The organism is Nocardioides sp. JCM 18998, assembly GCF_055391535.1.
On record NZ_AP043886.1, the window covers coordinates 606,189 to 620,921 of the forward strand.

A 14,733-nucleotide genomic window follows, 5' to 3' on the forward strand; every position below is an offset into this window, starting at 1 on the left:
CTGGTGTGTTTTTTAACGTGACTCGTACTGAAAGGTGGTGGTGCCGAAGCCCCGGGCTGCCCTAGAACAGGGACGTTACTCGCCGCGAGCCTTCTTGATGATCTCGTCGGCGACGTTCGTGGGAACCTCGGCGTACGAGTCGAACTCCATCGAGTACGACGCCTGACCACTGGTCTTGGACCGGAGGTCACCGACGTACCCGAACATCTCGGACAGCGGCACGAGGGCCTGGACGGCGATGTCGCCGAACCGGTCCTCCTGCGCGCGGATCTGGCCACGGCGGGAGTTGATGTCGCCGATGACCGTACCCAGGAACGACTCCGGGGTGGTCACCTCAACGGCGAACATCGGCTCCAGCAGGACCGGCTTGGCCATGCGGGCGGCCTCCTTGAAGGCCTGGTTGCCGGCGATCTTGAACGCGAGCTCCGAGGAGTCGACGTCGTGGTAGGCGCCGTCGTCCAGGGTGACCTTCACGTCCACCATCGGGTAGCCGGCCAGGATGCCGAACTGCATGGCGTCCTGCGCACCCTGGTCGACCGAGGGGATGTACTCCTTCGGCACGCGACCACCGGTGACGCTGTTGACGAACTCGTAGCCGGCGCCCAGGCCGGTCTCCGGGTCGATGTTGGGCTCGATGTTGATGAGCACCTTGGCGAACTGACCCGTACCACCGGTCTGCTTCTTGTGGGTGTAGCTGTGACCGATGACCGCCTGGCGGATGGTCTCGCGGTAGGCGACCTGCGGCTTGCCGACGGTGGCCTCGACCTTGAACTCGCGCTTCATGCGGTCGACGAGGATCTCCAGGTGGAGCTCGCCCATGCCCGCGATGATGGTCTGGCCGGTCTCCTCGTCGGTCTTGACGACGAAGGTCGGGTCCTCCTCGGCGAGGCGCTGGATGGCGACGCCGAGCTTCTCCTGGTCGGACTTCGTCTTCGGCTCGATGGCGACCTCGATCACCGGGGCCGGGAAGGTCATCGACTCGAGCACGACCGGGTTGGCCGGGTCGGAGAGGGTGTGACCGGTCTTGGTGTCCTTGAGACCCATGACGGCGACGATCTGGCCGGCGCCGACCGAGGCGATCTCCTCACGCTTGTTGGCGTGCATCTGGTAGACCTTGCCGATCCGCTCCTTCTTGCCGTTGGAGGCGTTCAGGACGGTCGCGCCGGCCTCGAGCTTGCCCGAGTAGACGCGGACGTAGATCAGCTTGCCGAGGTGCGGGTCCGAGGCGATCTTGAAGGCGAGGCCCGAGAACGGCGCGTCATCGGCCGGCTTGCGGGTGATCTCGTTCTCCGGGGTCTCGTCGGCGTTCGGCTTGTGGCCGACGATCGCCTCGACGTCCACCGGCGAGGGCAGGTAGTCGACGATCGCGTCGAGAAGCGGCTGGACGCCCTTGTTCTTGAAGGCGGTGCCGGTGAGGATCGGGTTGAGCTTGTCGGCGAGGGTCGCGCGACGGATGGCGGCCTTGAGGGTCGGGACGTCGAAGACGTCGCCCTCCTCGAGGTAGACCTCCATGATGTCGTCGTCGGCCTCGGCCAGGGTCTCGACGAGCTTCTCGCGGTACTCGGCGGCCTTGTCGGCCAGGTCCGCGGGGATCTCCTCGACGACGTAGTCCTCGCCCTGCTGGGTCTCGCCGCGCCACACCTTGGCGTTCTGCTCGACCAGGTCGACGACACCGATGAAGTCGCCCTCGGCGCCGATCGGGATCTGGAGGACCAGCGGGGTGGCGTTGAGGCGGTCGACGATGGAGTCGACGACGCGGTAGAAGTCGGCACCGGTGCGGTCCAGCTTGTTGACGAAGCACATCCGCGGGACGGAGTACTTGTTCGCCTGGCGCCACACGGTCTGCGACTGGGGCTCGACACCGGCGACACCGTCGAAGACGGCGACGGCGCCGTCGAGGACGCGCAGCGCGCGCTCGACCTCGACGGTGAAGTCGACGTGGCCCGGGGTGTCGATGATGTTGATCTGGTGGTTCTTCCACCAGCAGGTCGTCGCGGCGGACGTGATGGTGATGCCGCGCTCCTGCTCCTGCTCCATCCAGTCCATCGTGGCGGCGCCCTCGTGAACCTCACCGATCTTGTACGAGATACCGGTGTAGAACAGGATGCGCTCGGTGGTGGTGGTCTTGCCGGCGTCGATGTGAGCCATGATGCCGATGTTGCGGACGGACTTGAGGTCCGTGGTGATGTCGACAGCCACTGTCAGCGTTCCTTAGAAGTCTTGGTTGGAGCAGGTGGAGCGGGGACCCCGTGGTGGGGTCCCCGCCCATAGGTCACCAGCGGTAATGCGCGAAGGCCTTGTTGGACTCGGCCATCTTGTGGGTGTCCTCACGCTTCTTCACAGCGGCACCGAGGCCGTTGCTCGCGTCGAGGATCTCGTTCATGAGGCGCTCGGCCATCGTCTTCTCGCGACGGTCCTGGGCGTAGCCGACGAGCCAGCGCAGCGCGAGCGTGGTGCCACGCGTGCCCTTGACCTCGATCGGAACCTGGTAGGTCGCACCGCCGACGCGGCGGGACTTGACCTCGATGGCCGGCTTGACGTTGTCCATCGCGCGCTTCAGCGTGAGGACCGGGTCGGTGCCGGTCTTCTCGCGGCAGCCCTCGAGGGCGGTGTAGACGATGCGCTGAGCAACCTGCTTCTTGCCGTCCTGGAGGACCTTGCTCACGAGCTGGGTGACCAGCTGCGAGCCGTAGACCGGGTCGACGTCGATCGGGCGCTTCGGAGCGGGACCCTTACGAGGCATGTCACTTCTCCTTCTTCGCGCCGTAGCGCGAACGGGCCTGCTTGCGGTTCTTCACGCCCTGCGTGTCGAGGGTGCCGCGGATGATCTTGTAGCGAACACCGGGGAGGTCCTTCACACGACCGCCGCGGACGAGCACGATCGAGTGCTCCTGAAGGTTGTGGCCAACACCGGGGATGTAAGCGGTGACCTCGACGCCGGACGAAAGGCGCACACGGGCGACCTTGCGAAGGGCGGAGTTCGGCTTCTTCGGGGTGGTGGTGTAGACGCGGGTGCAGACGCCACGGCGCTGCGGCGATCCCTTGAGGGCAGGCGTCTTGGTCTTGGACGCCTTGTCCTCGCGGCCCTTGCGGACCAGCTGGTTAATGGTGGGCACCGGGTGGTTCCCTTTCTGATCGGCTCTCACGACGCAGCTACTTGCCGCGAAGGATGGTGTTGCTCGTGCCGGATGGTGCTGGACCGAGCCGCTACGCACCCGAGGTCGGGCGTGTCGTGACGCGGGCCTGGTCCTTCCAGACACGGTTCACAAGGCTACCGGGAGCGTAGAGGGGGGTCAAAACGCTGGCCGGGCCTCCGCGCAGGCGTGCGAGCAGCGCGATCGCGAGCGCGACGCCGAGCAGGACCATCCCGCCGCCGACCCAGAGGGTCCACCGCGCGCCTGCGGCCTGGCCGATCCAGCCGATCAACGGGGCGCCGATCGGCGTACCGCCCTGGACGACCGTCATGTAGATCGCCATCGACCGCCCGCGCATCGCCGGGTCGGAGGTGAGCTGGATGGTGGCGTTCGAGCTGTTCAGCAGCGTGATGGTGCAGAAGCCGATCACCGGGGAGAAGAGCGCGAAGACGAGGTACGAGGGCAGACTGCCCGCGATGATCTCGGCGATGCCGAAGCCGGTCGCGGCGAAGACCAGCAGCCGCAGCGGGATGGTGGCGCGGCGGGCGGCGAGCAGCGCGCCGGCCAACGAGCCGACCGCGAGCGCGGAGCCGAGGATGCCGAACTCGCCGGCGCCCTTGCCGAACACCTGGGTCGCCATCAGCGAGGAGGTGAGCTGGAAGTTCATGCCGAACGTGCCGGCGAAGAAGACCAGGACGAGGACGAAGAGCATCGTCGGCTGGGTCCGGACGTACCGGAAGCCCTCCCGCAGGGCGCCGGGTCCGCGGGCCCGCAGGGGCGCGATCCGCAGCAGACTGGCGTCCATCCGCTGGAGCTGGACGATCACGGCGAGGTACGAGACGGCGTTGAGCAGGATGACGATGCCGGTCGCGGCCGCTCCCCCGCCGAAGGCGGCGATCAGCAGGCCGGCCAGCGCGGGGCCGATGATCCGGGCCGTGTTGAAGGCCGCGGAGTTGAGACCGACCGCGTTGGTGAGGTCGTCGGGGCCGACCATCTCGGCGACGAACGACTGCCGGGCGGGTACGTCGAAGGCGGCACCGACGCCGAAGACGAAGGCCAGGATGTAGACCATCCAGATCTCGGCGGCTCCGCTGAGCGCGAGCACGGCGAGGAAGAACGCGGCGATGGCCATCGCGAGCTGGGTGAGCTGCAGCAGGCGGCGCTTGGGGACGCGGTCGGCGAGCACGCCGGCGTACGGGGTGAGCAGCAGGACCGGGAGGAACTGCAGGGCGGTGACGATGCCCAGATCGGTGCCACCGCCGTGCAGCGGCTTGAGGACGAGCCAGTCCTGAGCGGTGCGCTGGAGCCACGTACCGGTGTTGGAGACGACGCTCCCCGCCAGGTACAGGCGGTAGTTGGGGTTGCGCAGGGCTCGGAACGTGGGACTCAAAGGATGACGGCTCTCTCCCGGCCGTCGCAAGCGGCGTCCAGGTGTGTGATGGCAAGGCGGAGGAGGGAGCCGTGGCGGAGCCACGGCGACTGACGACGACGCAGCCAGCGCGCGCCCTGGGCGTCGCGCAGCAAGTCGGGTGAGGGGCGTCGTCCGTTAATCGTTGGCGATCCTTTCGAGGATGGGGGCGGCGGCGCGCAGAGTCGCGCGCTCGGCCTCGGTCAGCTCGTCGAGGCGTTGGGCCAGCCACTCGTTGCGGCGGGCACGGTCGGCCTGGACGGTGGCCCGGCCCTGGTCGGTCAGGGAGATGACGACCTGACGGCGGTCGGTCTCACTCGGCAGCCGGGAGACATAGCCACCCTGCTCGAGGCAGTTGACGGTACGGGTCATGCTCGGCGGCTGGACCCGTTCGCGCTGCGCGAGCGCGCCGAGGGTCATGTCACCGTTGACCTCGAGACCGATCAGGACCGCCATCGAGCCGAGCGAGAGCTCGTTCTCCGGGTCGCGCTCACCGACGAGTCGGCGCCGCAGGCGCATCACCGAGAGCCGCAGCTCGCTCGCCAGGGCGGCGGCGCCGGAGGTCATCTGGTCCGTCATGTCGTTACCATAACTCATTACCCGTGCTAACTAATTCCCGGCGACGCGATGCCGGTAGGTTGGGACTGTGAAGGACGAGGAACGGCGGCCCGTCGCCGACGGGGCACCGGTCGATGTGGCGCCGGTCGACGTGGACGGCGTGCGGGCGGTCGAGGTCGGCACGCTGATCTGGCTCGTCGCGTTCGTCGGGATGCTGCCGTTCTACGGCCGTCTCAAGGACGACGGCCGCGGCTGGTGGCTGTGGACCTGCCTGGCCGGCTTCGGGCTGGGCGCACTCGGTGTCGACTACTGCCGCCGGCGGCGGGCACGCCGCAGGGCGGGCGAGTGAGCGCGCCGCCGCCGAGTCGCTGGCAGCTGGCCGGTCCCGGCACCGCCTTCTACGGCGTGCGCTTCGGCGCGATGATCGCGGCCGGCGAGGACGTCGACGGTGAGGCCCGGCTGGCCGACGCGCTCATCCCCCGCGGCGCCCGCGTCCTCGATGCCGGTGCCGGCATGGGACGGGTCGGTGGAGCACTGGCCGCACGCGGTCACGACGTCCTGGCGATCGACCCCGACCCGGTGCTGGTCGAGCAGGCGCGCGAGCTCTTCCCCGATCTGGCCGTCGAACAGCGCGACATCCTCGAGCTGCGGCCCGCCGACGGTCCGTTCGACCTGGTCGTCTGCGTCGGGAACGTGATGATCTTCCTCGCCGAGGGCTCCGAGCGGGCGGCGCTACAGGCGATGGCCTCCGTGCTCGGGGAGCACGGCCGGATCGTGGTCGGCTTCCACCTGCAGGACCCGCCCGATCACGCGCGGGTCTATCCGCCGGCGGAGTTCGAGGCGGACGCGATCGCCGCCGGGCTGCGGGTGGACGTACGCCTCGGTGGCTATGACCTGCGACCGGTCGACGACCTCTACGGGGTGTGGGTGCTCAGCCGCGCCGAGCCGAGCACCTGACGGCACGTCGCCGCACGGCTCCTCAGAGAGTCTCGACGTCCTCGGTGAGCGTGTCGACGACGTGGTCCGGGAGCGGCTGGGGCTCCTGCTTCTTCGACAGCCGCACCTCGGAGTGGGCGCCGCAGCCATGGTCCATGCTGACCACCCGGCCGTCGTCGTTGGCGTCGCCGTTGGCGCAGACGCCGAAGGAGTCGGCGAGGTGGCCGGCGATCCGGACCAGGAAGCCGCAGCTGTGGCAGTGGTGCGGCGCTGCCTGGGCGATCGGGGCCTGCGGGCCGCCGACGCCGTCGTACCAGCGCTCGGCGGCGGCGTCGTAGCCCTCGGGGCTCAGCGTGCGGGCCCGGCCGAGGCCGAGGTCCTGGGCGACCTGGCGGACCTGCGCCTTGGCGTCCGCGTCGAGCGGGTCGTCGCCGAAGGAGTAGGTGGGCACCAGGCGGGCGTCGTCGTCGCCGACCGGCAGCAGGTCGCCGGGGCCGAGGTCACCGGGCTTGATCCGCTCGCGGTAGGGGACCCAGGCCGGCGCCACGATCGCCTCGTCACCGGGGATCAGGACCAGCTCGTCGACCGTGACGGGGCCGCCGTCGACGCGAACGACGGTCACCGACCAGCGCCAGCCGACGTAGCCCTTGCGGGTGCACGCGAAGAGATGGGTGACGACGTCCTCCTCCTCGACGAGGTGGCCGAGGTGGTCGCCCACATCGCGGGAGTCCCAGCCGAGGTCGGCGACGAGGGCGGCACGGGCCTCCTCGACGGCGGCGAGGGCGGCCGGGTCGGCGTACGGCGTCGCGGTGCTGGTCACCCGGGAATACTAAACGAAGGGGACGAACGACGACGCCCCGGCGAGCGACGAGCCGTACGACGTTGTCCGCCAGCGAGCGAGGCGCCCGCGCACAGCGCCGGCCACCGGGAAGAATGGAGCCCATGACGTCGGACGAGCACAGCTGGCACGACCCTCACGACGAGCCCGCCCTCACCGGGTCGTCGAAGGTCGCCGGCGCCGCGAAGGCCACCGGCCGGGGCCTGGCCGCGACGGGCCGAGGCATGGGCCGCTTCGGGCGTTACGCGTTCGTCCAGGCCCGCCGCGCCGCCGACGCCCAGGGCGCGGACCGCTCCGGGCTCAACCGACTGCTGGAGATGCACGCGTTCAACACCGCCGGCGACGCCGCGGTCGCGATCTCGCTGGCCGGCTCGCTGTTCTTCTCCGCCGACGACGCAGCCAACGGCGCCTCGTGGAGCGCCCGCGGTCACGTCGGACTCTTCCTGGCCCTGACGATGATCCCGTTCGCGGTGGTCGCCCCGTTGCTCGGGCCACTGCTGGACCGGTTCTCACACGGTCGCCGCTGGGCGATCGGCATCACCATGGCCGCCCGCGCGTTCCTCTGCTGGATCCTGGCGGGGGCGCTCCCCCATCAGGGGGTGGCGATGTATCCGGCCGCCCTGCTCGTGCTGGTGCTCTCCAAGGCCTACGGCGTCACCCGGGCCGCCGCGACGCCGCGCCTCATCCCCCAGGGGTTCACCCTGGTGAAGACGAACGGCCGGGTCTCGATGGCCGGCATGGTGGGCGTCGCGGTCTCCGCCCCGATCGCGGGGCTGTGCACCCTCGCCGGCGCAGCCTGGGTGCTGCGCTGGGCGTGCGTGCTGTTCGCGATCGCCACCGTCCTCGCCGTCCGGCTTCCGGCGCAGGTCGACCACAGCCAGGGCGAGCGCCGGATGACGTTCCGTGGCAACGAGCACGGCGGGGCGCTGCGGGTGCCGCCCGCGGTGGCGTACGTACTGCGGGCCAACTGCGGCCCGAAGTTCCTCTCCGGCTTCCTCCTGATGTTCATGGCGTTCCTGCTGCAGGGCCCCGATCACCCGGTGCCGTCGTGGAGCCCCACGCTCGTGCTGGGCCTGGTCGCGGGCGGCGCGGGCGCGGGCAACTTCCTCGGCACGGTGCTCGCCTCGCTCCTGCGCCGGGTCAGCCCTCGCATGACCGTCGCGGCAGTGCTGCTCGCCGACAGCGCCGCCGTGCTCCTGACCGCCTGGCGCGCCACCGCGATCACGCTGTTGGTGCTCGGCCTGGTCGCCGGAGGAGGCGCAGCGCTGGCCAAGTTCGCGCTGGACTCGACGATCCAGAGCGAGGTTCCGGCCGCGGTGCAGACCAGCGCGTTCGCACGCTCGGACACCACCTGTCAGCTGGCCTGGGTGCTCGGCGGGTTCGTCGGCATCGCGCTGACGCCGCACCAGCTGACCGGTCTCTACGTCGCCTTCGCGATCCTGACCGCGTGGGCGGGGTACGTGCTGACGCACCGGCCGGGCCGGGTGCGGACCGCGACCGCCTGAGCAGACGTCATGCGTCGCCCACCGTGGGTGGGCACGCGGCGTATGACGCTACGCGGGGCTCAGAGCTCGAACTCGTCGGCGATGTTGCGCAGCGCCGGCGCGACCTTCTTGGCCAGGTCGCGTGTCGGCGGGCGGCCGTGCTCGTACCCCTCGCGGATGTCGTCGAGCAGCTTGATGACGTTCTCGATGATGAGGACCATCTCCTCGGGGTTGCGCCGCTGGGCCGCACGCTGGTTGCGCGAGACCGAGGTCGGAGCGTCGAGGATCTTGACCTGGAGCGCCTGGTCGCCGCGGCGGCCCTGGGCGATGCCGAACTCGACGCGGGTGCCGGGCTTCAGGGTCTTGGCGACACCGGCCGGGAGCGCGTCGGCGTGGACGTAGACCTCGGGGCCTCCGTCCTGCGACAGGAAGCCGAAGCCCTTGTCAGCGTCGAACCACTTCACCTTGCCAGTGGGCACGGGAACCAACCCTCTTCTTCACGGGACGTCGAAATGCCCGCCGAAGCGGGCTTGGAGATGACCCTACAGGCGCGGGACCAGCGTCGCGCCACCGATGAACAGCCCGGCCAGGCTGGCCGCCAGGAGCAGCAGGACCCACAGCACCGTCGGCAGATGGGTGAGACGGGCGAGCTGGTCGGGGTCCGAGCCGCGCCGCTCCGGAGCGGAACGGCGCAGCAGGTCCACGAGCGGACGCGGCGCCGCGAGCAGCAGCAACCACGCGACCAGGGTCGCGATCACCGCCTGGGTGTGCGGGGAGGCGTAGTGGGTCGCGGCGGCGAGGGCGGCGCCGAGGACGAGCACGGTGAGCAGGCCGTACCCGTTGCGGACCCAGAGCAGGACGCCGACCAGGACCACGATCAGCAGCCACAGCAGCGCGAGGGCGTGGCCGTGGGTCAGCAGCAGGGCGGCGCCGATGCCGAGACCGGCAGGCGCGAGGTAGCCGGCCATCAGCATCACGACCATGCCCGGGCCGGTGGGCCGGCCGTGCGAGACCGTCACCCCGGAGGTGTCGGAGTGGACCTTGATGCCGGCGAGCCGGCGCCCGACGAGGACCGCGACCAGCGCGTGTCCGGCCTCGTGCACGACGGTGACGGCAAGCCGGATCCACGGCCACGTGCGGTGGTGGCCGACGAGCACGAGCGCGACGACACCGGTCGCGAGCACCCACCGCAGGTCCGGTACGGGCTGGGTGGAGGTGAGCTGGTGCCAGAACCGCTCGATCACGCGGTGGTGCTGGCGGTGTCGCGCAGGTGGTCGGCGAGCCAGTCGGGGAACTCGTGCAGCGTCTCGAGGACGACGTGCGTCCCGGCGTCACGCAGCTCCTCGGCGGAGCAGCCGCCGGTGAGGACGCTGACGCTCGTGATGCCCGCGGCGAGCGCGCCCTCGACGTCGTGGATGTGGTCGCCGACGTAGATGCTCGCGCCCTCGCGCTGCAGCACGGCCGCCTTGCCGACACCCCAGACCTCGCCCTCGAGGTGGTCGGCGACCAGGTCGAGGTGGTCGAGGTGGAGCCGGGCGTTGGCGGTGAACTTCCCGGTCACCACGAGCACCCGTCCACCGCGGTCGGAGACGGCGGCGATGGCGTCGTGCGCGCCGGCCAGTGCGGGGACGCTCGGCACCGAGACCGGGTAGAGCGCCCGGAAGCGCTCGATCGCGTACGGGATCCGCTCGGCCGGGACGTAGGGGGCCAGGGTGATGTCGAGCGGCGGCCCGAGCCGAGCGGTGATCGTCTCGACCGGGAGGTCGATCCCGAGCTCGTCACCGAGGGCGACCAACACCGGGCCGAAGCCGGGGACCGTGTCGATCAGGGTCATGTCGAGGTCGAAGCCGACCACCAGCGGCGAGGTGGCGGGCTGGGGCGACATGCCGCCAGCGTATGCGACCACCGTGACGGCAGCGGCACCAGCGCCGGGGCACCCGCCGATGCCGGGTGCGGAGGGTGATCGATGACCAAGCGACGGATATGGTCCCCGACGTGACACGAGACGAAGCGGGGAAGTCCGGACCTGTCCGGGTCGTGGCCGAGACCGTCGTGCTGGTCCTGGTCGCGGTCGTGCTGGCCGTGGTGGTCAAGACCTTCTTCGTCCAGGCCTTCTACATCCCCTCCGGCTCGATGGAGCCGGGGCTGCGCGGCGGCCCGGGCTCACCGGTCAACGACCGGATCCTGGTGGAGAAGCCGTCGTACTGGGGAAGCAACGGACCCAGCCGCGGCGACGTCGTCGTCTTCAAGGACCCGGGCGGCTGGCTGCCCGCGGAGGAGGACGCGGGCCCGACCAGCGGCGTCGGGTCGTTCCTGTCCAAGATCGGGCTCTACCCGGCCGGCGGTCACCTGGTGAAGCGCGTCATCGGCCTGCCCGGCGACACCATCGTCTGCTGCGACGACCAGGGCCGGATCAGCGTGAACGGCCACGCCCTCGACGAGAGCTCCTACATCGCGCCGCAGAGCCAGTGCAACGGCCCGATGGCCGGCTGCGAGGGCTGGACCGCGACCGTGCCGAAGGGGAGGCTCTTCGTGATGGGCGACAACCGCGGCGAGTCAGCGGACAGCTCCTACCACCTGTGTACGTCCGGGGACGCGGGCTGCGACCCGAGCAACGCGTACGTCCCGATCTCCGACGTGGTCGGCAAGGTCTTCGCGGTCGTGTGGCCAGCGAGCGACGCCAAGCTGATCCACCGACCTGCCGACTTCAAGGCGATCCCGAGCCCGTAGCACCGAGCCTCCTCACCGGACACGCGATGTCAGGTGAGGAGGCTCGCGTGGTCGAGCTCAGGGCTGGCTGACGCGGATCGTCATCCCGTCGCCGAGATCGATCAGCGCGCCCGGCGCCAGCGGCACCGGAACGCCCGGACGCAGCTCCTCGGGTCCGAGGCCGGGCTGGACGACGACGGTGCCGTTGGTCGAGCCCAGGTCGGTGACGACCGCCGAGCCGTGGTCCACGCCGGACCCCGGACGGATCTCGATGTGCGTCGAGGAGATCTCCTGGTGCGGACTCGGCACCGCGACCAGGCGCGGCTGCTCGGCCTGGCTGAACCGGCCGGCCTCGGGGGCACGGCCGACGATCACGACACGGTCGACGTCGACCCGCTCGCCGTGCGCGAACTCCAGCAGCGCGACGCTCTGCTCGGCGGCCGCCGGCGTGGACGGCTGCTCCAGCTCGGGCTCGCCGACCGGGGTCAGACCGTCGTGGTCGCCCTGCGGCGCCGGCGGGGTCAGCGGTGCGGGCGGGATCGGGGCCGCACCCGGGATCGGGGGCACCGGCGGGAACGGCGGCGGAGGCGGCACGGCACCGGGAATCGCCTCGACCGGCGCGACGGGAACGGGTGGGACCGGCGGGACCGGTGGGGTCCAGGCGGGCGGCTCGGCGGAGATCGGGCCGGTCGGCTCGTTGCCGAACTCGTCCACGATCCCGGCCGGGATGATCGGGATCACGCCGGTCGGCTCGTCGCCCCAGGCCTCGTCCTCCTCGGCCAGCGTCGCGGCCTCGTCGGCCGGCTCGTTGGACGCCGACGCCCAGGACGGCACGTCGAGCTCCTCGGAGAGCTCGTCGAGGGGCGCCTCGTACGCCTCCGGCTCCGGCCCGGGCTCGGGCTCCGTGGCAGAGGCACCGAAGCCCAGATCGCCGAGGCCCAGCGGGTCGGGGTCGACCGGAGGCACGGGCGGGACCGGCGGCACCAGTGGCGCGGCGGGGATGCCCGCCGGGAAGGGCAGCACGGCGGCGTACGCGCCGGACGGCTCGGACTCCTCGGCGGACGCGACCTGGATCGGAGCCGGCGCGGCCACCGAGGCGGGTGACACGGCCGGCGCGGAGGCTGCGGGCGTGGAGGCGGCTCGGGCCGGCGAGGCGAGCGCGGCGAGGCGGACCAGGCCGTGGCGCAGGGTGAGCAGCGGCTCGTGGCTCTCCTCCAGCACGACGGAGAGCCCGGTGACGTCGCGCAGGGTCTTCTCGACCCAGGTCGCGGACGCGGAGCCCTCCACGACGGCCTCGCCGCCGAGGGTGTCGAAGACGGCCCGCGACGGGCCACGGACGACGATCCGGGTGGTGGTGCCGTCGTCGGTCAGCAGCACGAAGCCGGGCAGGGCGCGCAGGCCGTCGGCGAGCAGCGCGTCGAGAACCTCGTCGAATCCGGCGCCGTCGTCGATGAGCACCCACAGCGCACCGGCGCGGGCCTTCTCCGAGGGCGGCAGCAGCACGGTGGCGTGCTCGCCGACGATGCCGAACCAGGTACCGGGGCGATAGGAGATCACGGGTGGACTCTCTGCTCGGGACGAGGCCGCGGGGCGGCCAGGTCGTGGTCTCGTTCGGCCCATCCCACCACATCGCGCCCACGGAGGGCGCGCACCGATAGATTGAGCGGGATGGACGTGGGGTATCGCTCGCTCGCCGATCAGCTCCGTGCCTGGCCGGAGGATCGGCTCTCCGCGCTGCTCACGGCGCGGCCAGACCTGACCACGCCCGCCCCTCTGGACTCGGCCCAGCTCGCCGCACGGGCTGCGACGCGCTCGTCGCTGCTGCGGTCCCTCGACGGTCTCGACCGGCTCGAGCTCACCGTCCTCGACGCGGTGCTGAGGGAGGGCAGAGCCACCGTGGCCTCCGTCGTCGCGGCGGTCGCCGCCGAGGCCACCGGCGCGACGGCCGCCCTGGCACGGCTGCAGGACCTCGCGCTCGTGTGGGAGTCGAGCGCGGGTCTGCGTGCGGTGACCGGCGCCGCCGACCTGCCCCTGACCCCGCCGGACGTCACGCTCGACGGCCCCGCCGATGGCCCGCCGGCGCTGGTCACCTCGCCGCGCGACGCCGCCCTGGTCGACCGGGCTGCGGCCGGCGCCGCGTTCGAGGCCGTACGCCGCGTCGAGCTCCTCCTCGACGGCTGGGGCGCGGTGCCTCCGGCGGCGCTGCGCTCGGGCGGCCTCGCGGTCCGCGACCTCAAGGCGGCGGCGGTGCGGCTGCACGTCGACGAGCCGACCGCTGCGCTGCTGATCGAGGTGGCAGCGGCGGCCGGGCTGCTCGCCACCGGTCCCGATCACGACGGCAACCTGGCCTGGCTGCCGACCGTCTCCTACGACGCCTGGATCGACGAGGCGCCCGCTGCCCGCTGGGCGGTGCTCGCACGGGCGTGGCTCGGCACGGCACGTACGCCGGGGCTGATCGGCCAGCGCGACGCCGCCGGCAAGGCGTGGAACGCGCTGGTCGCCGACCTCGTCTCCCCCACCATCTCCGAGACCCGGCGCATGACCCTGGCGGCGATGGCCGGGCTCGAGCCGGGCGAGGTGCTCGCGGCCGGCACGGGTGGGCCGTCCGTGCTGGCGCACCTGGCCTGGTTGCGACCTCGCCGCCCCCTGTCGCGTCCGGCCGAGATCGCGTGGGCGTTCACCGAGTCGGCCGCGCTGGGGGTGACGGCGCTGGGCGGGATCGCGTCGTACGCCCGTGTCCTCCTCGCGGACGGCGACGTCGCCGTCGCGAAGGCGCTGGCCGGGCTGCTGCCCGACCCGGTCGACCACATCCTGCTGCAGGCCGACCTGACCGCCGTCGCGCCCGGCCCGCTGGAGACGATGCTGGCGCGCCGGCTCGGCGTGGCCGCCGACGTCGAGTCGCGCGGTGGCGCGACCGTCTACCGCTTCACGCCGCACTCGGTGCGCCGGGCGATGGACCTGGGCTGGTCGGCGGCGGAGCTGCACGAGTTCGTCGCGGAGGTGTCGCGCACACCGGTTCCGCAGCCGCTGACCTACCTGATCGACGACACCGCACGGACGTTCGGCGTGGTGCGGGTCGGCTTCGCCGAGGCGTTCCTGCGGGCCGAGGACGAGCACGCGCTGACCGAGATCCTGCATCACCCCTCCGCCGCCGCGCTGGGGCTGCGGCGGCTGGCGCCGACGGTGCTGATCTCCTCCACCCCGTTGGACGTGCTCCTCCCCCGGCTGCGCGAGGCCGGGATCGCGCCGGTGGTCGAGGCAGCCGACGGCTCGGTGCACGTGGCCCGCCCCGACGCGCAGCGATCGCGTACGCCGCGGCGCAGCGTCGAGGGCGTGGGCGCTGCGCGGGATGCGGCCCGGGTGTCCGCGGTCGTCGCGGCCGTACGGGCCGGGGACCAGGCGGCCGCCGCGCGACCGGCGTCCGCGGAGGCGCTCAACCCCAGCGGCGCACTGGCGGCCCTGCGCGAGGCGATCGACGCGGGAGCGCCGGTGGTGATCGGCTACGTCGACAACCACGGCACCCGCTCGGACCGCGTCATCCAGCCACTGGCGGTCGACGGCGGCCAGCTGCGGGCGCACGACGCACGCGCCGACGACGAGCGGCTGTTCGCAGTGCACCGGATCTCCTCGGTGCGTCCGACCTGAGGTTGTGCAGCCGAGCGCCGC

At 71.7% G+C, this 14,733-nt stretch carries 15 protein-coding genes; 5 read left to right on the forward strand and 10 right to left on the reverse strand.

Going from position 1 to position 14,733, the window contains the following annotated elements:
• Positions 1 to 75: 75 nt before the first annotated feature.
• The 5 genes from fusA to ACZ5L9_RS02905 form a co-directional block, all read right to left on the reverse strand.
• Entirely contained in the window at positions 76 to 2,148 is a 2,073-nt protein-coding gene (gene fusA, locus ACZ5L9_RS02885) for an elongation factor G (protein WP_464536792.1), read from the reverse strand.
• A 124-nt stretch (positions 2,149 to 2,272) separates the two neighbouring features.
• Positions 2,273 to 2,743 (reverse strand): 30S ribosomal protein S7, encoded by a 471-nt coding sequence (gene rpsG, locus ACZ5L9_RS02890; RefSeq protein ID WP_225282824.1) that lies wholly within the window; start codon positions 2,741 to 2,743, stop codon positions 2,273 to 2,275.
• Position 2,744: 1 nt separating this feature from the next.
• The gene (gene rpsL / locus ACZ5L9_RS02895) at positions 2,745 to 3,116 is read right to left on the reverse strand and encodes a 30S ribosomal protein S12 (RefSeq protein WP_225282825.1); all 372 of its coding nucleotides are present in this window, start codon (positions 3,114 to 3,116) and stop codon (positions 2,745 to 2,747) included.
• Positions 3,117 to 3,207: 91 nt separating this feature from the next.
• Positions 3,208 to 4,524 (reverse strand): MFS transporter, encoded by a 1,317-nt coding sequence (locus ACZ5L9_RS02900; RefSeq protein WP_464533583.1) that lies wholly within the window; start codon positions 4,522 to 4,524, stop codon positions 3,208 to 3,210.
• 156 nt (positions 4,525 to 4,680) lie between these two features.
• A complete protein-coding gene (locus ACZ5L9_RS02905; RefSeq protein WP_464533585.1) occupies positions 4,681 to 5,121 on the reverse strand; it encodes a MarR family winged helix-turn-helix transcriptional regulator in 441 nt (146 codons plus the stop codon).
• Between the two features lie 67 nt (positions 5,122 to 5,188).
• On the opposite strand from ACZ5L9_RS02905, the gene ACZ5L9_RS02910 reads away from it, so the two are divergent.
• Both ACZ5L9_RS02910 and ACZ5L9_RS02915 read left to right on the forward strand, forming a co-directional pair.
• Complete coding sequence (locus ACZ5L9_RS02910) at positions 5,189 to 5,449, forward strand: DUF2530 domain-containing protein (protein WP_464533587.1); 261 nt, start codon at positions 5,189 to 5,191, stop codon at positions 5,447 to 5,449.
• On the forward strand, positions 5,446 to 6,057 hold the full coding sequence (locus ACZ5L9_RS02915; protein WP_464533590.1) for a class I SAM-dependent methyltransferase: 612 nt from the start codon (positions 5,446 to 5,448) through the stop codon (positions 6,055 to 6,057). Before ACZ5L9_RS02910 ends, ACZ5L9_RS02915 begins: the two co-directional genes overlap by 4 nt.
• 22 nt (positions 6,058 to 6,079) lie before the next feature.
• On the opposite strand, the gene ACZ5L9_RS02920 is transcribed toward ACZ5L9_RS02915, so the two are convergent.
• Positions 6,080 to 6,856 carry a DUF3027 domain-containing protein gene (locus ACZ5L9_RS02920; protein ID WP_464533592.1) on the reverse strand — a complete coding sequence of 259 codons (777 nt, stop codon included), beginning with the start codon at positions 6,854 to 6,856 and terminating at the stop codon, positions 6,080 to 6,082.
• A 122-nt stretch (positions 6,857 to 6,978) separates the two neighbouring features.
• On the opposite strand from ACZ5L9_RS02920, the gene ACZ5L9_RS02925 reads away from it, so the two are divergent.
• Positions 6,979 to 8,379: an MFS transporter gene (locus ACZ5L9_RS02925; RefSeq protein WP_464533594.1), complete on the forward strand. Its 1,401-nt coding sequence runs from the start codon at positions 6,979 to 6,981 to the stop codon at positions 8,377 to 8,379.
• Between the two features lie 59 nt (positions 8,380 to 8,438).
• On the opposite strand, the gene ACZ5L9_RS02930 is transcribed toward ACZ5L9_RS02925, so the two are convergent.
• The 3 genes from ACZ5L9_RS02930 to ACZ5L9_RS02940 all read right to left on the reverse strand — a co-directional run bounded on the left by ACZ5L9_RS02930 (position 8,439) and on the right by ACZ5L9_RS02940 (position 10,243).
• Positions 8,439 to 8,837: a cold-shock protein gene (locus ACZ5L9_RS02930; RefSeq protein ID WP_464533597.1), complete on the reverse strand. Its 399-nt coding sequence runs from the start codon at positions 8,835 to 8,837 to the stop codon at positions 8,439 to 8,441.
• A 63-nt stretch (positions 8,838 to 8,900) separates the two neighbouring features.
• Positions 8,901 to 9,602: a M50 family metallopeptidase gene (locus tag ACZ5L9_RS02935; RefSeq protein WP_464533602.1), complete on the reverse strand. Its 702-nt coding sequence runs from the start codon at positions 9,600 to 9,602 to the stop codon at positions 8,901 to 8,903.
• A complete protein-coding gene (locus ACZ5L9_RS02940; protein ID WP_464533606.1) occupies positions 9,599 to 10,243 on the reverse strand; it encodes an HAD family hydrolase in 645 nt (214 codons plus the stop codon). The genes ACZ5L9_RS02935 and ACZ5L9_RS02940 overlap by 4 nt, the downstream gene beginning before the upstream one ends.
• Positions 10,244 to 10,353: 110 nt before the next feature.
• On the opposite strand from ACZ5L9_RS02940, the gene lepB reads away from it, so the two are divergent.
• A complete protein-coding gene (gene lepB, locus ACZ5L9_RS02945; RefSeq protein WP_464533609.1) occupies positions 10,354 to 11,088 on the forward strand; it encodes a signal peptidase I in 735 nt (244 codons plus the stop codon).
• A gap of 57 nt (positions 11,089 to 11,145) precedes the next feature.
• On the opposite strand, the gene ACZ5L9_RS02950 is transcribed toward lepB, so the two are convergent.
• Entirely contained in the window at positions 11,146 to 12,624 is a 1,479-nt protein-coding gene (locus ACZ5L9_RS02950) for an FHA domain-containing protein (protein WP_464533613.1), read from the reverse strand.
• A gap of 111 nt (positions 12,625 to 12,735) precedes the next feature.
• Between ACZ5L9_RS02950 and ACZ5L9_RS02955 the strand changes: the two genes are divergently transcribed.
• On the forward strand, positions 12,736 to 14,712 hold the full coding sequence (locus tag ACZ5L9_RS02955; protein WP_464533617.1) for a helicase-associated domain-containing protein: 1,977 nt from the start codon (positions 12,736 to 12,738) through the stop codon (positions 14,710 to 14,712).
• Positions 14,713 to 14,733 lie beyond the last annotated feature (21 nt).

Bases quoted from the DNA above. Each gene is read 5' to 3' on its own strand.
- fusA (WP_464536792.1), bottom strand. From the start codon at position 2,148: ATGGCTCACATCGACGCCGGCAAGACCACCACCACCGAGCGCATCCTG.
- rpsG (WP_225282824.1), bottom strand. From the start codon at position 2,743: ATGCCTCGTAAGGGTCCCGCTCCGAAGCGCCCGATCGACGTCGACCCG.
- ACZ5L9_RS02905 (WP_464533585.1), bottom strand. From the start codon at position 5,121: ATGACGGACCAGATGACCTCCGGCGCCGCCGCCCTGGCGAGCGAGCTG.
- ACZ5L9_RS02925 (WP_464533594.1), top strand. From the start codon at position 6,979: ATGACGTCGGACGAGCACAGCTGGCACGACCCTCACGACGAGCCCGCC.
- ACZ5L9_RS02940 (WP_464533606.1), bottom strand. From the start codon at position 10,243: ATGTCGCCCCAGCCCGCCACCTCGCCGCTGGTGGTCGGCTTCGACCTC.
- ACZ5L9_RS02955 (WP_464533617.1), top strand. From the start codon at position 12,736: ATGGACGTGGGGTATCGCTCGCTCGCCGATCAGCTCCGTGCCTGGCCG.